This is a genomic window from Rhizobium sp. 01T444 (genome assembly GCF_056398305.1).
Map to the genome: position 1 here is coordinate 189,879 of NZ_JBFTPD010000002.1, position 15,471 is coordinate 205,349.

Sequence of the window (15,471 nt, forward strand, 5' to 3'; positions counted from 1 at the left end):
CCATAGATGACGAAATTCGAGCCAGCCGACGATGAGCAGGAAGAAAAGCCCCTTGATCCGGCTATGGAAAGTGTCCGGCGCAAGATGGTTCGCCTGCAGATCGTCTCGGGCGCCATCATGTTCGTGAGCCTTATGGCGGTCTTCGGCGCTGTTGTCTACAAGGTGACGCGTACGRAGCCCTCGCAGACCACAGCGTCCGCAGGCTCTTCCGGTGTTCCCTCCGACGCGCCGATGAATTCGACAGCCTCGCTGCCGCTCGGCTTCAAGATCGAGCAGACATCGCTTTCGGGCGGACAGATCCTGTTTTACGGCACGGCGGTGGACGGCAAGCGCAGGGCCCTAGTCTTCGATATCAAAGCTGGCCGTATCGTGGCTGACATCACGCTGTCGGGTAATTGAGGCCGGTATGGCCGGACAACCTCTCACGATCGAAACCCCGGACGATCTGCGGATCGCGGAGTTTCGCGATATCCGCGAGCGCGACCTGACGGGCAGGCAGAACCGCTTCATCGCCGAGGGTACCGTCGTGCTGCGCATGCTCGCCGATGCGCATGCGACGGGTAGAGGATTTTCAGCCGAAAAGATCTTGCTGCTCCGCAATCGGCTCGACGGCGTGGCGGAGATCCTCGACACCTTTCCGAACGACGTACCCGTCTATGTGGCCGACGCCGATGTTCTTGACGGTATCGTCGGCTTCAACATGCATCGCGGCGTGCTTGCGCTCGGTCGCCGCGAGCAGGCGACGGAAACCATGCTTCTCGATGCGCTACCCGAGCAGGCGCTGCTCCTTGTCGGCTGCGGCATTTCCAATCACGATAATGCCGGGTCGATGTTCCGCAATGCCGCTGCCTTCAGGGCGGATGCGATCCTCCTTGATGAGACCTGCTGCGACCCGCTCTACCGCAAGGCACTGCGCGTTTCGGTCGGCTCGGTCCTGAGCATGCCCTATCATCGCGGCGGCGATGCGCTCGCTCTTCTTTCGAGCCTTGCCGAGCGCGGCTTTGCAATCTGGACGCTTTCGCCACGCGGCGAGACGGATATCCGGCAGATACCGGCTTCCGGTCGCATGGCGCTCGTCGTCGGCACTGAGGGCGAGGGACTGCCGGAAGCGGTGCTTTCCCGTTTCCGCAGTGCGTGCATTCCGCAGTCTGAAGGACTGGACAGTCTCAACGTGGCGACGGCGACCGGTATTGCGCTCTTTGCGATATCTTCGGCGATGGCGCGGATCTGATGAAGTTCAGCGCTGCGGATCGGCGATGATCGCGGCTGCGCGGTCGGCGAGGTTCACGCGGTCGTTTGCGCCCTTCTTCTCCCCGCCATCGGGCAGCAGGGACAGGATCGGAGAGGACGGGCCTTCCTTGAGCGCAGTGAGCGCTACCATGTTGGCGGCGATCGAGGTGATTTCCTCGCGAAGCGCGCCATCACGGCCGGTATTGTTTCTTGCCTTCTGAAGGTGGTCGGCAAGTGCTGCGCTGCGCCGGCGCACATTGTCGCTCATCTGCGCTGTGATGGCAGCGAGATCGAGTTCAGAGGCCTCTGCTTCGCTGGCCGCTTCGGCGGGCAGATCGGCAATGTCCTTGGAGAGGCCGGCATCACGCAGCACCTTGGCGACCTTACGGAGTTCGGCATTGGCAGCCTTCAACTGATCCTTCAGCTTGGCGATTTCCTGTTGCCGGCGGCCGAGCAGGGCTTCCTTGTCCGTGGCAGAGGCGGCCTCACGGGCGGCCTTGTCTTCCAGGCGAATGACCAGGTGCTGCTGCTGGCTGAGCTTCTGTTCGGCATCCTTGGCGCGCTTCTGCAGCACGGTCACGTCCTGGCGCATCGTATCGCGTTCGTCGCGCAGGGCATTGGTGCGGAACTTCATATTCTCGGCTTCAGTCTCACGCGCAGCAAGGTCGATCTTCAGGTTGTTGGCCTGTTCGGTGATCTTGGAAAGCCGCGCCCGCAGCGTTTCCAGCTCGCTATCCTTGTTGGAGCCAGCCTGCTCGGCAATATGCAGGCTCGTCTTCAACTGGCTGATATAGTTTTCGTCCTTGCGCAGGTGGGAGCGCTGCTCGGCAGCCTCTACCTGCATTTCGCCGATCTGTGCGCGCGCCTCATTGACTTCAGAGGCCAGCCTGCCGGCATCGACGGCGAGTGCGTCGTGGCGCAGCTGGAGGGAGAGCGACTTTTCGCGTTCGCGGTGCAGGTCCTGTGCGGTGCGGGCATTTTCAGCGGCGTAGAGCGCGCGCACCATGTCCTTCTGTGCCCGTACTTCCTGCGGGCTCAGCGGCATCGTCGCCTTGAGGCGGTTTTCGGTATACCAGACGATGCGGCGGTGAACCGCGGGCGAGACCAGAAAGACGAGAAAGGCCGCGGTCAGGAAGCCCAATCCGAACAAAAGAGCGTATTCGATCACGGCGCGGCCATCGATTCGAAGGTTGATACGGGTCAGTCCGCCTGATTAAGCACGCAGCGCGCGCAGCGACAAGGCTGCTGGCACCGGCAAGACTGTATTCCCAAGGATATTAGCGCCGATTTTGGCTTTTCAGAAGGGGTTCCAGGTCGGGTTCGGGGTGACCTTCAGATAGCCGACATTGATGCCGAGGCGGGCGCCGACACCAGTGCGGATCGGCACGACCAGAACATTGTTGTTCTTGAGAAGCGTCATGCCGAAGCCGGCAATGACATAGGCCGAGCCGCTGACGCCGCCGAAGCGAGCATAGATGGAGTCGATGGACGGCAGATCGTAGACCAGCATCATGACGCGGGAGCCCTGGCCACCGTAATCGAGGCCGAGAGATGGACCCTGCCAGTAAAGCGGATGCTCGCCGGCATTCTTGGTATTGAGCTGGCCTTCGCCGTAGGTGAGGCCGGCGATGAAGGCGCCGCCGCCCTCCTGGCCGAGGATGTAGCCGTTCGGCAGGCCGTATTTCTGGAAGGCGCTTTCAACGACTTTGGCAAGGCCGCCGCTGGTCTCGCCGAAGAAGGAATGACCGGCATCAACGATTTCCTGCACTGTGTACTGGCCGTTGTTCTGCTGCGCTGCGGCCTGTCCGGTAATCATCACCGACGAGATCATGATAGCGGTCAGCAACTTGCAGAAGCCGATAAATCTTCCGAGAAATTGGAGGCGCATGATGTCATCCATTCGTCATTGTCGGGGGCATTGGCATTTGATGCATTTTGCTCCGATCGTCTTAACAATCGGTTTACCAAATATGGTGTCATTATGGCGGCGAGTACGGTCGCAAACTTCGCGCAATTTTGATCAGGCACACTACCGGGTGGAATGACACTGCCGCCCTCAGGAGACGATGATGTCCAAGAACCCGAATCTCACTTTGTCCGGCCCGGACCTGGCAGCACTTCTTTGCAGTCGTGTGTGCCATGACGTGATCTCGCCCGTCGGCGCGATCAATAACGGTCTGGAACTTCTGGACGAAGGCGGAGCGGATTCGGACGCGATGGATCTCATCCGCACCAGTGCGCTCAATGCCTCGGTCCGTCTCAAATTCGCGCGCCTTGCCTTCGGTGCATCCGGTTCCGTCGGCGCCTCGATCGATACCGGCGAGGCCGAACGTGCAGCCAAGGACTTTGCCGTGGCAGAGAAGAAGACCGAGGTCAGCTGGAGCGGCCCACGCGCGATCGTCGCCAAGAACAGGGTCAAGCTTCTCCTTAACCTCTTCCTCGTCGCATATTCTTCCATTCCGCGTGGCGGCAATCTGGATATTACGCTGGAAAATCCGGAATTCGATGCCAGTTTCAAGCTCGTCGCCAGGGGCAAGCTGATGCGCTTGCCGCCGAAATTCGTCGAAATCGCCACCGGCACCGCCGAGGAAGCGATCGATGCGCATTCGATCCAGCCTTATTACACTGTACTGCTAGCGGAAGAATGCGGCATGGTTCTGGATTATTCAGCCAGCGCCGAAGAGATCGTCTTCACTGCCAAGGTTGCCGCAGCGTAGTTCACCGATTGCTGATCGAAGCCGGTGCAGTAACGATTCCTTAGCCTGATCAACCTATCCTCGAAGGTCAGGAAGACCCTCGACGGAGACAGCGCGAGGGGTAAGGAGCTGCCATGCAAAGATTCATGATCACCGATAGTTCGGACATCGTTCGCAAGGTCGGCAAGCGAATCCTTTCAGAGCTCGATTTTCTGGTCAGCGAAGCTTCGAATGCCGAGGAGGCGTTGCAGCGCTGCCAGGCTGAGCTTCCCGAATATCTGATCGTTGATTCGGGCATGGAAGGCGCGCTTGATCTCATCGCCAATATCCGCGCCATGGACGGCGGCAAAGAGGTCAAGATCTACTATTGCGTCATCGAGGCCGATCTGAAGAAGCTGATGGCCGGCAAGCGGGCAGGGGCAACCGACTTCCTGCTCAAGCCSTTCGACCGCAARATCCTYACCGCCGTGTTCGGAAATCGCGCAATCGCTGCCTGAAKAGGTCGCRCAAATCGTTAACGSGRGCCGTCCTTTTGGGCGGCTTTTTCWTTTCCGSACATTGCCGACAAAATAAAAGTCCCGCCGGMGAGGCGGGACTTTTCATTTGGTAAGGGGATTCGGCGGATCAGGCGGTTTCGGCGTATTCGGCACCATCGGGCTCGCGCAGCACATAGCCGCGGCCCCAGACGGTTTCGATGTAATTGGCGCCGCCGGCAGCATTTGCGAGCTTCTTGCGCAGCTTGCAGATGAAGACGTCGATGATCTTCAGTTCCGGCTCGTCCATACCGCCATAGAGGTGGTTCAGGAACATTTCCTTGGTGAGCGTGGTGCCCTTGCGGAGCGAGAGAAGCTCCAGCATCTGATATTCCTTGCCCGTCAGGTGGACGCGTTGGCCGCCGACTTCGACGGTCTTGGCGTCGAGGTTGACGATAAGCTCGCCCGTGATGATGACCGACTGGGCATGACCCTTGGAACGGCGGACGATGGCGTGGATACGGGCGACGAGCTCGTCCTTGTGGAACGGCTTGGTCATGTAGTCGTCGGCGCCGAAGCCGAGACCACGAACCTTGTCTTCGATGCCGGCCATGCCCGAGAGGATGAGGATCGGCGTCTTGACCTTCGACAGGCGGAGAGTGCGCAGCACTTCGTATCCGGACATGTCGGGAAGGTTCAGATCGAGAAGGATGATATCGTAATCATACAACTTGCCCAGATCCACGCCTTCTTCGCCGAGATCTGTCGTATAAACATTAAAACTCTCAGATTTGAGCATCAGTTCGATGCTCTGCGCCGTAGCGCTATCATCCTCGATGAGAAGTACCCGCATAATTATCCCCTTTACCGCCGCCGAAAGGTGGCATGGCCCCCTACGCGATACCGAATAAGCTACGTGATTTGGAAGCTGCCACGAAATGGTTAACAAATTCTAATTCACTCTGGCAAGGAGTATCGAATTTATTAAATAATTTTTCCATTTCCCTGTTTTCCAATGGGAATCTCGAAGCGCAACTCTCAACTTCAACATTAAGAATATGCGCTAAGTGATTCATCCGACTCGCTAATGAAAAGGTTCGGCTTTCCTGTCCTGGTGTTTACCGAGCCTTAAATCATCGGGCCTATCATTAACGATGCCCGTAAACGAAAGGTTACCAGCGGTAGGTTTTTGTTAATATCGCAGGAAATTTTTTAGCAAACCGTGTCAAAGCGGCGCGCAAGGGCGGTTTCAAGTTGAGCCGGGGTCTCGCATCACGGGAGTAATGCGTATGAAGTCGCGAGAGAGCCTCGTTCGCCTGAAAGAGTTTCAGGTTAACGAAAAACGTCGTCAGCTGCAGCAGTTGCAGATGATGATGTCCGAATTTGAACGGATGACGAAGGATCTGGAGAGCCAGATCGTCGTCGAGGAAAAGAAGTCCGGTATTTCCGACCCGAATCACTTTGCATATCCGACCTTCGCCAAGGCCGCACGTCAGCGCGCCGACAATCTTCAGGTTTCGATCAAGGAACTGAAGGTTCAGGAGGAGGCGCTGGAATTGGCGCTTGAGGAAATGCAGGCGGAATATGCCAGGGCAACGGCGCTCGAAGAGCGTGATGGCGCGGTTCGCGTCCGGGCCTGACGAATGTTGCAGGCGCCGGTCACGGCGCCTTGGGGGATAACCACAGAAGCCATGCATGACGGGCGCGGTGTCCGTCATGCATGGCTTTTGGTGTTTCTTTCGTATGGTGGATGTTCTCAGTTTACCACGTCGTTCCATTCCGGATGGCGCTGCGCCTGTGATTTAAAGAAGGGGCAGAGCGGGATGATCTTCCAGCCGCCCTCGCGAGCCGCCTCGACCGCATGAAGGGCGAGTGCCTGGCCGACGCCCTTGCCGCGCAAAGCGTCCGGCACGCGGGTATGATCGATGATGATGAGTTTCGGTGATGTGCGGGAATAGGTCATTTCCGCTTCATGGCCTTCCAGCGTCGCAACATAGCGGCCGCCGGAGGTGTTTTCTTCAATCCTGATATCCATGTCTGTCTCCTGACGAATTATGTGATCGCGAACGTGACATGGCGGCATCGGCATGCCAAGCCGTAGCGGCAGGAGACAGTGTGTTCAAAGGGGAGGCGGAAAATTGAACAGGCTTTCGGCGGTCCGGCCCGTTCTATTGGTGACGGCGCCGTTTCTACTGGCGCTTGGCCTCGTGTTGCCGCTCATCCGCTTCGAGAAGCTCTGGTTCTTCGACGAGACGCCGTCACTGCTGGAAATCGTGGCTTCGCTCTGGAATGGAGGTGACGTGGCGCTTGCGGCACTGGTTGCGCTCGTCTCGATCGTATTGCCGGTTTTGAAAATGATCGGGATCGCGGCTGAATCCATGGCTGCCGGCGGCACCGGCAGCCTGTTTTATCGCAACGTCGTGCCGCATCTGTCCAAGTGGTCCATGATGGACGTGCTGCTCGTCGCGATCGTGATTGCGGCAGCGAAGACGACGGGACTTGCGAATGCGTTTACGCAACCCGGCCTCTGGTGTTACGCGGCCTCGGCAATGATTTCGGGCCTTCTTCATTCCCTCGAGGGAAATGCGTCCGGCCCGAAATAATCAAATCGAATGGAATCAGTGGCGGTACTGCTGGATGCGCGTAGTGCGCAGGCCGGCGAGACCATGGCTGTTGATGGAGGACTGCCAGGAAAGGAATTCTTCGACAGTAAGCGTGTAACGCTCACAGGCTTCTTCCAAGCTCAACAGGCCACCGCGAACAGCCGCGACAACCTCTGCCTTCCGGCGGATGACCCAGCGCCGCGTGTTCGGCGGCGGAAGATCCGCAATCGTCAGGGGGCTGCCATCGGGGCCGATGACATATTTCACTCGGGGACGTATCATTTCGGTCATTGGACTCTCTACACAACGCAAGACCACGGGCGCCACTCTAACTTGCCACATTTAAAAATTGCCTAAACGCATCGTAAGACTTTGATAATAACTTTAGACGCGCTCCCGGAGGGCTGATTTGCTGGCCCCTGCCGTTACGTCAATTTGATGCGGCTGCATGGGAGCCATGCGGAATAAATGTTACATATTTCTTCTGGATAATTTTATAAGCGCTGCAACATAAGTTGAGCGCAAAGACTTCGTCTCCGTTGCTCTCGCAGTATCAATAAAGATTGCCGTTTGAATGCTTCGTATCCTTCGGATGCGGGGCAGATGCCGTCCTTCCTGATCGTCCGGCGCGTCCAATCCGCTGCCGGTTGCGAGGCCGAGCCGAAGCGAGGCCCGTGAAGGAATAAGAGAATGAAGAGACGTGAACGCGCAGTCCGCGACTGCGCCGATGATGCCGCATTTTCTGCGTTCGAGGCCCGTTCTGCGGGCATTTCCGCTGTCGACGGTGCAAGCCGCCTGGACGAGCTGACGAAGGCCGCCGGGTTCGAATTCCATCTGTTTTCCGTATTCCCGCGCGGGGACCGGACGGCCTTTCTCGAGAACAAGCTGATCAGCAACTGGCCGCAGAGCCTCGTCAACTTTTACGAGGAGGCGGACCTCTTCTATTGCAGCAAACTGGTCGCTGTCATGAAGCGCACGATCATGCCTGTCTTCTGCGAAGAGGGGTCTTTTAGTGGCAATGCAGCGAATCAGGAAAACCGCCGTCTGAACACGATGTTTCAGATGCACGGGCTGAAGCATACGTTCGCATTCGCGCTGCACGACGCTGACCTGAAACAATACATCTTCGCCTTTTCGGGCGCGCGTGCCATGCCCACTCGCGAAGAAGCGACGACGCTGATTTATGGCTGTATGGAGCTTCTGGACACGCTGCCGGGCGACGAGAAGCCGCAAGACCGGCCCTCGGAAAGCCTCACCCGGCGCGAGATCGAATGCCTGCGCTGGTCGGCCGCAGGCAAGAGCAGCGACGAAATTGCGATCATTCTCGATCTCTCATCGCATACGGTGGTGGGATATCTGAAGAGCGCGATGCGCAAACTGGATTCGGTCAACCGCATGCAAGCCGTCGCCCGGGCATTTCGGTATCGGCTGCTGTAGCAGCCGATACCCTTACTTCTCCAATCAGAAGCCTTTGCCGCCATTCAGCTCGGAAATCAGCGTTCCGATGATGATGCGGATGTCCATCAATATCGAGAAGTTCTCGACATAGTGGAGATCGCTGGCGATGCGGGCGCGCGCCTTGGCCGGACGGTCTGTCGGGCCGCGCAGGCCGCGCATCTGCGCCAGACCAGTGATGCCCGGACGCATGGCGTGGCGGTGATGATATTCCGGAACCAGCTCTTCATAGAGCATGCCGCCGGCACGCATGCCGATTGCATGGCAACGCGGCCCGACAACCGACATGTCACCCTTGAGCACGTTGAGGAGCTGCGGCAGCTCGTCAATGTTCGAACGGCGCAGGAAGGCACCGACGCGGGTAACGCGGGGGTCATTCTTGACCGTTTGTGCAACGCCGGTGACGTCTTGCATATCCGTACGCATGGAACGGAACTTGTAGACCTTGATGGCGCGGCAATTCTTGCCCCAGCGGGTCTGCTTGAAGAGCACTGGACCGCGGCTGTCCATCTTGATCAGGGCTGCGACGACCAGAAGAAGCGGAGCAAGCACGATAAGTGCGCTGATCGAGGCAAAAATGTCGAAGGCTCGCTTCAGCACGAACTGCATGGAGGCAGGTGGCGGAACGATGCTGTCGAGTGCGGTAACTGGGAACCTCGCGTTTACCTGACGAACAGGCGGAACGCGAAAGCTCTCTTCAGAAATACTCTTGTTAAGGTCCATGACGCTCAAGGATCTACCCTTTGTATTTTGAAGCTTTCGGCGGTGTCATTCGCTGGCTTGGTTAGCGCCACATTAAGGCACCAGAATGTTAGGCGACGTTTAACCCTACTACATCCTAAATTTGCGACATTTGTTTAACCGAGTCCAGAGAAATTTCGCATCGCAGCAAACTTCGCAGTTGCGTTAAGTTTATGCAAAATCAGGAGTTTTATTTTTCAACCGGCGTTTTTATTAGGAATCTTATGTGTTTGGCCAGATTCGGAACACAGACGACGGTTGTGATGGGCATGGCTTACACCGTGCCAAAACGCTCCAATCCCGGTAGGGCCTACGGGATCCCGGTCCCGTTTGGATCGAATATATTGTCTATTGCGCCGGAGCCGGATGAGCGCAGGCTGTCGGAATTGGTATTCCTAAACTATGGATTTAATACCATAATTATATCTGCCTCTGCGCTAATGTTACCGAAGTCACATGATGGCGGCAGCGGCGATTATGGCGACATTGCGGCGGGAGAGCATGCGACCGGAAGAAGGGAAGGGTGCGGACTCCGAATCAGAAGTGAAGACCGGAGATGGAACCTACCGGGTGATTTTCCCGGCCGGAGGCATCCAGGCAATGGTGTCGAACAGCCCGCTACAATATTGCAGCGACAAAGCTGAAAGACACCGACTTTCGGCGGTCGCTACGCCCGCTCGAGCGCAGGCTTTGTGCCGCCCCATGAGACGAAATGGGGATTTGCGAAGTCGAAATCAGCAGCCGCACCGGTTTTGCCGTAGATGAGCGGCTGGCCGTCCATGGTGACAGTCGATCCGCCGGCTGCGCGCAACACCGCATCGCCGGCCGCCGTATCCCACTCCATGGTGCGGGTGAAGCGTGGGTAGACGTCGGCCTTGCCTTCTGCCAGCAGGCAGAATTTCAGGGACGAGCCGATGTTGGTGCATTTGGAGATCGCGTGCCTAGCGAGGAAGAGGCCAGTCTCGGGACTATCATGCCGAAAACTCGCGAGCGCCATACTTTCTGTGGGCTGTTTGCGCACTTTGATCGGCATTCTCTCCGTTATCGCAAAGTTCTCGTCGATCACTAGTTTCTCTGCGCTTCCGCGCTCGCCGGAAAAAGCGATGCCGAGCGCCGGGGCATAGACGATACCGGTGACGGGGATGCCATTTTCCACATAGGCGATATTGACGGTGAACTCCTGGCGCTTATCCAGGAATTCGCGGGTGCCATCCAGAGGATCGACCAGAAAGAAGGACTTTCCGGCGATATCAGGCACTCTGCCAGCGGCTACCGATTCTTCGGCGATGACGGGGATCTCAGGGAAATCGCGTTTCAGATACGCCAGTATGATGCGCTCGGCCTCCTGGTCGGCGATCGTCACCGGGCTTGCATCAGCTTTCATTTCCACCGGGCAGCCATCGCAGAAGACTTCTATGATGGCTTTGCCGGCTTCGAGTGCCGCCCGTTCAAATGTCTTCAGCATATTCCTGCCGTTCGTCTGCAAATTCGTCTTGAGACCACCGCGCTATATATAGTGTATAGGAGGTGCTGCCGCACCCCTTTGCTGGAATCCCGTAACATTAGCACAGGCTCGTGGGGTTTGCACAAAGCGCGTCAGAAGCGATTGCTCGTGAAATGCCATTTGCAATTGACAGCATCTTCGAGTTTGAAATTTCGTCAATTTCCTTACTTGTGGAACAATTTACGCATAAGGCGAGCGTCTCTGGTTTCGTTCGGTGCCAAAAGATTAATTGACGAAGCCTGCTTTGGCTAAAAATTTGCCAGTCGATGCCGCTTTTATGTGGATTTTGGTTTGAATTGCGCCATTTAGGCCTGTTTACCCAAGATTCTGGCGCAATAAATCCTTTTTGTCTTCACATTTCCAACGAAACCGCTATGCAATGCGACTAGTGGCTCGTGTGAAAGCACGCGCGATAAAACTAATAAGAGATGCAACTTAAATTTGGTTCGCATCCAGGGGAAATGACATATGGAGTATTTTATCCAGCAGCTCTTCAACGGGCTGACTCTCGGATCCATCTATGGCCTTGTGGCTATTGGCTATACGATGGTTTACGGCATTATCGGCATGATCAACTTCGCCCATGGCGACATTTTCATGCTCGGTGGTTTCGCTGCTCTTATCGTCTTTCTCGTTCTCACATCCATCTTTGCAGGTCTTCCGGTAGCCGTGCTGCTGCTGGCGATGCTTGTGGTCGCGATGCTGATGACGAGTTTGTGGAATTGGACGATCGAGCGCGTCGCCTACCGCCCGCTGCGCGGCTCATTCCGCCTGGCACCGCTGATTACCGCGATCGGCATGTCGATCACGCTATCGAACTTCATCCAGGTCACGCAGGGTCCGCGCAATAAGCCGATCCCGCCACTTGTCGGCACGGTTTATAATGTCGGCAATCTCTCGATCTCGCTGAAGCAGATCATCATCATCATTGTGACCGTCGTCCTGCTCGCCGCCTTCTGGTACATCGTCAACAAGACGGCACTCGGGCGCGCCCAGCGCGCAACGGAGCAAGACCGCAAGATGGCGGCACTGCTCGGCGTCAATGTCGATCAGACGATCTCCATTACCTTCATCATGGGTGCGGCACTCGCTGCCGTCGCCGGCACGATGTACCTGATGTATTATGGTGTCGCCTCGTTCAACGACGGCTTCGTTCCGGGCGTTAAGGCCTTCACTGCAGCCGTTCTCGGCGGCATCGGCTCACTGCCGGGCGCTGTTCTCGGCGGGCTGATGATCGGCCTTATCGAATCCCTGTGGTCGGCCTATTTCACCATCGCGTACAAGGATGTCGCTACCTTTGCCATTCTTGCATTCGTGCTGATCTTCAAGCCGACGGGCATTCTCGGCCGGCCGGAAGTCGAGAAGGTATAAGTCATGGCAAACATCGACACTTCCGCTGGCAAGTCCGACGCCGGGCTTGTCCAGAAGGGGCTCAGGGAAGCCTTCTTCTCCGGCCTCATCGCACTTGGCCTGTTCGTTCTCTATGTTGGTCTCGGCACGCAGCAGAACATCAACAACGAGTTGATCGTCGTTCAGCGCTGGGGATTGCTGGCCATTTTCGTGCTGGTCGCCGCCATCGGCCGTTTCATCGTGGTCGTTTTCGTCAGGCCGCATCTTGATCAGCGCAAGCTTTCGAAGGCGCGTCGCGGCGATCTCGAGATTTCGACAGAGAAGGGCTTCTTCCGGACGCATTTCCTGAAGATTGCGCTCGTATTCCTTCTGGTCTATCCGCTTGCCACTGCCTATTTCCTCGGCCCGCAGGGCGCGTTGAAGTGGGTGGACAATTTCGGCATCCAGATCCTGATCTATGTGATGCTCGCCTGGGGTCTGAACATCGTCGTCGGCCTCGCCGGGTTGCTCGACCTCGGTTACGTCGCCTTCTACGCTGTCGGCGCCTATTCCTATGCGCTGCTTTCGGCCCATTTCGGCCTGTCCTTCTGGGTTCTGCTGCCGCTCGCCGGCATCTTTGCAGCTCTTTGGGGCGTCATCCTCGGCTTTCCGGTGCTGCGCCTTCGCGGCGACTATCTGGCGATCGTCACGCTTGCCTTCGGTGAAATCATCCGCCTGGTCATCATCAACTGGACGGAAGTGACCAAGGGCACCTTCGGTATCTCCGGCATCGCAAAGGCTTCGGTCTTCGGCATCTTGAGCTTCGATGTCGGCAAGGCGAACAATTTCGCCAAGGTTTTCGGCCTGCCGTCATCATCGGCCTACTATAAGATCTTCCTGTTCTACGTCATTCTGGCGCTCTGCATGTTGACGGCCTATGTGACGATCCGGCTGCGCCGCATGCCGATCGGCCGTGCGTGGGAAGCATTGCGCGAGGATGAAATTGCCTGCCGCTCGCTCGGCATCAACACGGTGACGACGAAGCTGACGGCTTTCGCCACCGGTGCGATGTTCGGTGGCTTCGCCGGCTCCTTCTTCGCCGCACGCCAGGGCTTCGTCTCGCCGGAATCCTTCGTGTTCCTGGAATCGGCCGTCATCCTCGCCATCGTCGTTCTCGGCGGCATGGGTTCGCTGACGGGTATTGCGATCGCCGCCGTCGTCATGGTCGGCGGTACGGAAGTGCTGCGCGAAATGGACTTCCTCAAGGTCGTCTTTGGGCCGGATTTCACGCCGGAACTCTACCGCATGCTGCTCTTCGGTCTTGCCATGGTCATCGTCATGCTGTTCAAGCCGCGCGGTTTCGTCGGTTCGCGTGAACCGACAGCCTTCCTCAAGGAGCGCAAGGCGGTATCCGGAAGCTTTACCAAGGAGGGCCATGGTTGATGAGCCCCGTCGAGAATACGATGTCGAATGACACTTTGCTCAAGGTCGAGCACTTGTCGATGAAGTTCGGCGGCCTGATGGCCATCAACGACTTATCCTTCGAGGCCAGGCGCGGCGAGATCACCGCGCTGATCGGCCCGAACGGTGCGGGCAAGACGACCGTCTTCAACTGCATCACCGGCTTCTACAAGCCGACGATGGGCATGATTACGCTGACGCAGAAGAGCGGCAAGCAGTACCTGCTCGAGCGTCTGCTGGACTTCCGCATCACCAAGGAAGCCAAGGTTGCCCGTACCTTCCAGAACATCCGCCTGTTCTCGGGCCTCACCGTTCTGGAAAACCTGCTGGTTGCCCAGCACAACAAGCTGATGAAGGCTTCGGGCTTCACGGTGCTCGGCCTGCTCGGCATCGGTCCCTATAAGAAGGAAGCGGCTGCCGCCATCGAGCTTGCGCGCTTTTGGCTGGAGAAGGCCGATCTTATCGACCGCGCCGACGATCCGGCCGGCGACCTGCCTTACGGCGCCCAGCGTCGTCTGGAAATCGCACGCGCCATGTGCACCGGTCCGGAGCTGCTCTGCCTCGATGAGCCGGCTGCCGGTCTCAATCCGCGTGAATCGGCAGCGCTCAATGCCTTGCTGAAAGGCATTCGCACCGAAACTGGGACCTCTATCCTGCTCATCGAGCACGACATGTCGGTAGTCATGGAAATTTCCGACCACGTCATCGTTCTGGAATACGGCCAGAAGATTTCCGACGGCAATCCTGACCACGTGAAGAACGACCCGAGGGTTATTGCGGCCTATCTCGGTGTCGAGGATGAAGAAGTCGAAGAGGTCATTGCGACCGTAGAGGGGGGCGCAATCTGATGGCGGCCGGAGAACAGCTTCTCAAGGTTCAGGGCGTCGAGACCTATTACGGCAATATCCGCGCGCTCGCCGGCATCGATGTCGAGGTGAAGAAGGGTGAAATCGTCAGCCTGATCGGCGCCAACGGTGCCGGCAAGTCGACGCTGATGATGACGATCTGCGGCAGCCCGCAGGCTCGCACCGGCTCCATAATCTTCGACGGCCAGGACATCACCAAGCTGCCGACGCACGAGATCGCACGGCTGCGTATCGCGCAGTCGCCCGAGGGACGACGCATCTTCCCGCGCATGACCGTTCTGGAAAATCTCCAGATGGGCGCGGGTCTCGACAACCTCAAATATTTCAATGAGGACGTCGAGAAGATTTTCACGATGTTCCCGCGCTTGAAAGAGCGCCAGTCGCAGCGCGGCGGTACCCTTTCGGGCGGTGAACAGCAGATGCTTTCGATCGGCCGCGCGCTGATGGCCCGACCGAAACTCCTGCTGCTCGACGAACCCTCGCTCGGCCTCGCGCCGCTGATCGTCAAGGGCATCTTCGAAGCCATCAAGGTGCTCAACGAGAAGGAGGGGCTGACCGTCTTCCTCGTGGAGCAGAACGCATTCGCCGCACTTAAGCTGTCGCACCGTGCCTATGTGCTCGTGAATGGCAAGGTGACGATGAGCGGCAGCGGCAAGGAACTGCTTGCCAATCCTGAGGTCCGTGCTGCCTATCTCGAAGGCGGGCGGCATTGACCGCAGAAGGGAGAGTTTGATTATGCAGGGACTTTTCTTCGAAAGCGACAACGGCGTAAAGATCGTCATCCGCGGACTCGTTGTGCTCATCGGTTTCTGGACGGCGTGGCGTGCCGGCAGGGCGGTTGCGGACGGCTGGAACAACTATCCGCTGGTCGTCGTCTATACCTTCCTGCTCGCATGGGCGATGCAGTTCCTGCATCATGCGCTGTTTAACGGCCCGATGCTCAGCGGCCTCTTCTACATTATCGATTTCGTAACTCTGCTGATCTTCTCGACAGCAGGGTTCCGCTATCGCCGCACCAACCAAATGGTGAACAACTATTACTGGCTGTATGAAAAAACTTCCGCGTTTTCGTGGAAGGAGAAACATTGACAGCCCGTTGAAACTAGGCATGAA

General features: G+C 57.6%; 19 protein-coding genes. 12 read left to right on the forward strand and 7 right to left on the reverse strand.

Features of this window, described 5'->3' with window-relative positions:
• Window positions 1–6: 6 nt before the first annotated feature.
• Window positions 7–399 carry a hypothetical protein gene (locus tag AC1DTN_RS03635; protein WP_477919993.1) on the forward strand — a complete coding sequence of 131 codons (393 nt, stop codon included), beginning with the start codon at window positions 7–9 and terminating at the stop codon, window positions 397–399.
• Between the two features lie 7 nt (window positions 400–406).
• Complete coding sequence (locus AC1DTN_RS03640; protein WP_113321623.1) at window positions 407–1,231, forward strand: TrmH family RNA methyltransferase; 825 nt, start codon at window positions 407–409, stop codon at window positions 1,229–1,231.
• 6 nt (window positions 1,232–1,237) lie between these two features.
• Here AC1DTN_RS03640 and AC1DTN_RS03645 read toward each other — a convergent pair whose 3' ends face one another.
• Window positions 1,238–2,398 carry a coiled-coil domain-containing protein gene (locus tag AC1DTN_RS03645; RefSeq protein ID WP_442206898.1) on the reverse strand — a complete coding sequence of 387 codons (1,161 nt, stop codon included), beginning with the start codon at window positions 2,396–2,398 and terminating at the stop codon, window positions 1,238–1,240.
• A 129-nt stretch (window positions 2,399–2,527) separates the two neighbouring features.
• Window positions 2,528–3,118 (reverse strand): DUF1134 domain-containing protein, encoded by a 591-nt coding sequence (locus tag AC1DTN_RS03650; RefSeq protein WP_007815180.1) that lies wholly within the window; start codon window positions 3,116–3,118, stop codon window positions 2,528–2,530.
• Window positions 3,119–3,299: 181 nt separating this feature from the next.
• On the opposite strand from AC1DTN_RS03650, the gene chpT reads away from it, so the two are divergent.
• Entirely contained in the window at window positions 3,300–3,947 is a 648-nt protein-coding gene (chpT, locus tag AC1DTN_RS03655) for a histidine phosphotransferase ChpT (protein ID WP_113321625.1), read from the forward strand.
• Between the two features lie 113 nt (window positions 3,948–4,060).
• Window positions 4,061–4,423 (forward strand): response regulator, encoded by a 363-nt coding sequence (locus tag AC1DTN_RS03660; protein ID WP_037104520.1) that lies wholly within the window; start codon window positions 4,061–4,063, stop codon window positions 4,421–4,423.
• Window positions 4,424–4,550: 127 nt separating this feature from the next.
• On the opposite strand, the gene ctrA is transcribed toward AC1DTN_RS03660, so the two are convergent.
• Window positions 4,551–5,252 carry a response regulator transcription factor CtrA gene (gene ctrA, locus AC1DTN_RS03665; RefSeq protein ID WP_007815188.1) on the reverse strand — a complete coding sequence of 234 codons (702 nt, stop codon included), beginning with the start codon at window positions 5,250–5,252 and terminating at the stop codon, window positions 4,551–4,553.
• A 436-nt stretch (window positions 5,253–5,688) separates the two neighbouring features.
• On the opposite strand from ctrA, the gene AC1DTN_RS03670 reads away from it, so the two are divergent.
• A complete protein-coding gene (locus AC1DTN_RS03670; protein WP_007815190.1) occupies window positions 5,689–6,039 on the forward strand; it encodes a hypothetical protein in 351 nt (116 codons plus the stop codon).
• Window positions 6,040–6,155: 116 nt separating this feature from the next.
• Here AC1DTN_RS03670 and AC1DTN_RS03675 read toward each other — a convergent pair whose 3' ends face one another.
• The gene (locus AC1DTN_RS03675) at window positions 6,156–6,434 is read right to left on the reverse strand and encodes a GNAT family N-acetyltransferase (protein ID WP_442206897.1); all 279 of its coding nucleotides are present in this window, start codon (window positions 6,432–6,434) and stop codon (window positions 6,156–6,158) included.
• A gap of 52 nt (window positions 6,435–6,486) precedes the next feature.
• Here AC1DTN_RS03675 and AC1DTN_RS03680 point away from each other — a divergent pair, with 52 nt between their 5' ends.
• Complete coding sequence (locus AC1DTN_RS03680; RefSeq protein WP_439016231.1) at window positions 6,487–7,002, forward strand: paraquat-inducible protein A; 516 nt, start codon at window positions 6,487–6,489, stop codon at window positions 7,000–7,002.
• 15 nt (window positions 7,003–7,017) lie between these two features.
• Here the strand turns inward: AC1DTN_RS03680 and sciP are convergent, their stop codons facing one another.
• Complete coding sequence (sciP, locus tag AC1DTN_RS03685) at window positions 7,018–7,293, reverse strand: CtrA inhibitor SciP (RefSeq protein ID WP_007533628.1); 276 nt, start codon at window positions 7,291–7,293, stop codon at window positions 7,018–7,020.
• A gap of 399 nt (window positions 7,294–7,692) precedes the next feature.
• Here sciP and AC1DTN_RS03690 point away from each other — a divergent pair, with 399 nt between their 5' ends.
• The gene (locus AC1DTN_RS03690; protein ID WP_442206896.1) at window positions 7,693–8,439 is read left to right on the forward strand and encodes a helix-turn-helix transcriptional regulator; all 747 of its coding nucleotides are present in this window, start codon (window positions 7,693–7,695) and stop codon (window positions 8,437–8,439) included.
• Window positions 8,440–8,463: 24 nt separating this feature from the next.
• On the opposite strand, the gene AC1DTN_RS03695 is transcribed toward AC1DTN_RS03690, so the two are convergent.
• Together AC1DTN_RS03695 and cysQ are read right to left on the reverse strand one after the other, a co-directional pair.
• Complete coding sequence (locus AC1DTN_RS03695; RefSeq protein ID WP_439017268.1) at window positions 8,464–9,180, reverse strand: sugar transferase; 717 nt, start codon at window positions 9,178–9,180, stop codon at window positions 8,464–8,466.
• Window positions 9,181–9,865: 685 nt separating this feature from the next.
• Window positions 9,866–10,663, reverse strand: a complete 798-nt coding sequence (cysQ, locus tag AC1DTN_RS03700) for a 3'(2'),5'-bisphosphate nucleotidase CysQ (protein WP_439016229.1) — start codon at window positions 10,661–10,663, stop codon at window positions 9,866–9,868.
• Window positions 10,664–11,170: 507 nt separating this feature from the next.
• On the opposite strand from cysQ, the gene AC1DTN_RS03705 reads away from it, so the two are divergent.
• The 5 genes from AC1DTN_RS03705 to AC1DTN_RS03725 are packed head-to-tail and all read left to right on the forward strand — an operon-like array spanning window position 11,171 to window position 15,447.
• Window positions 11,171–12,073 carry a branched-chain amino acid ABC transporter permease gene (locus AC1DTN_RS03705; RefSeq protein WP_113321631.1) on the forward strand — a complete coding sequence of 301 codons (903 nt, stop codon included), beginning with the start codon at window positions 11,171–11,173 and terminating at the stop codon, window positions 12,071–12,073.
• A 3-nt stretch (window positions 12,074–12,076) separates the two neighbouring features.
• Window positions 12,077–13,474 carry a high-affinity branched-chain amino acid ABC transporter permease LivM gene (gene livM, locus AC1DTN_RS03710; RefSeq protein ID WP_113321632.1) on the forward strand — a complete coding sequence of 466 codons (1,398 nt, stop codon included), beginning with the start codon at window positions 12,077–12,079 and terminating at the stop codon, window positions 13,472–13,474.
• Window positions 13,474–14,340 carry an ABC transporter ATP-binding protein gene (locus tag AC1DTN_RS03715; RefSeq protein WP_442206895.1) on the forward strand — a complete coding sequence of 289 codons (867 nt, stop codon included), beginning with the start codon at window positions 13,474–13,476 and terminating at the stop codon, window positions 14,338–14,340. The genes livM and AC1DTN_RS03715 overlap by 1 nt, the downstream gene beginning before the upstream one ends.
• The gene (locus AC1DTN_RS03720) at window positions 14,340–15,071 is read left to right on the forward strand and encodes an ABC transporter ATP-binding protein (protein ID WP_439016228.1); all 732 of its coding nucleotides are present in this window, start codon (window positions 14,340–14,342) and stop codon (window positions 15,069–15,071) included. Before AC1DTN_RS03715 ends, AC1DTN_RS03720 begins: the two co-directional genes overlap by 1 nt.
• A gap of 22 nt (window positions 15,072–15,093) precedes the next feature.
• Window positions 15,094–15,447 (forward strand): DUF6867 family protein, encoded by a 354-nt coding sequence (locus AC1DTN_RS03725; protein WP_113321634.1) that lies wholly within the window; start codon window positions 15,094–15,096, stop codon window positions 15,445–15,447.
• Window positions 15,448–15,471: the final 24 nt, after the last annotated feature.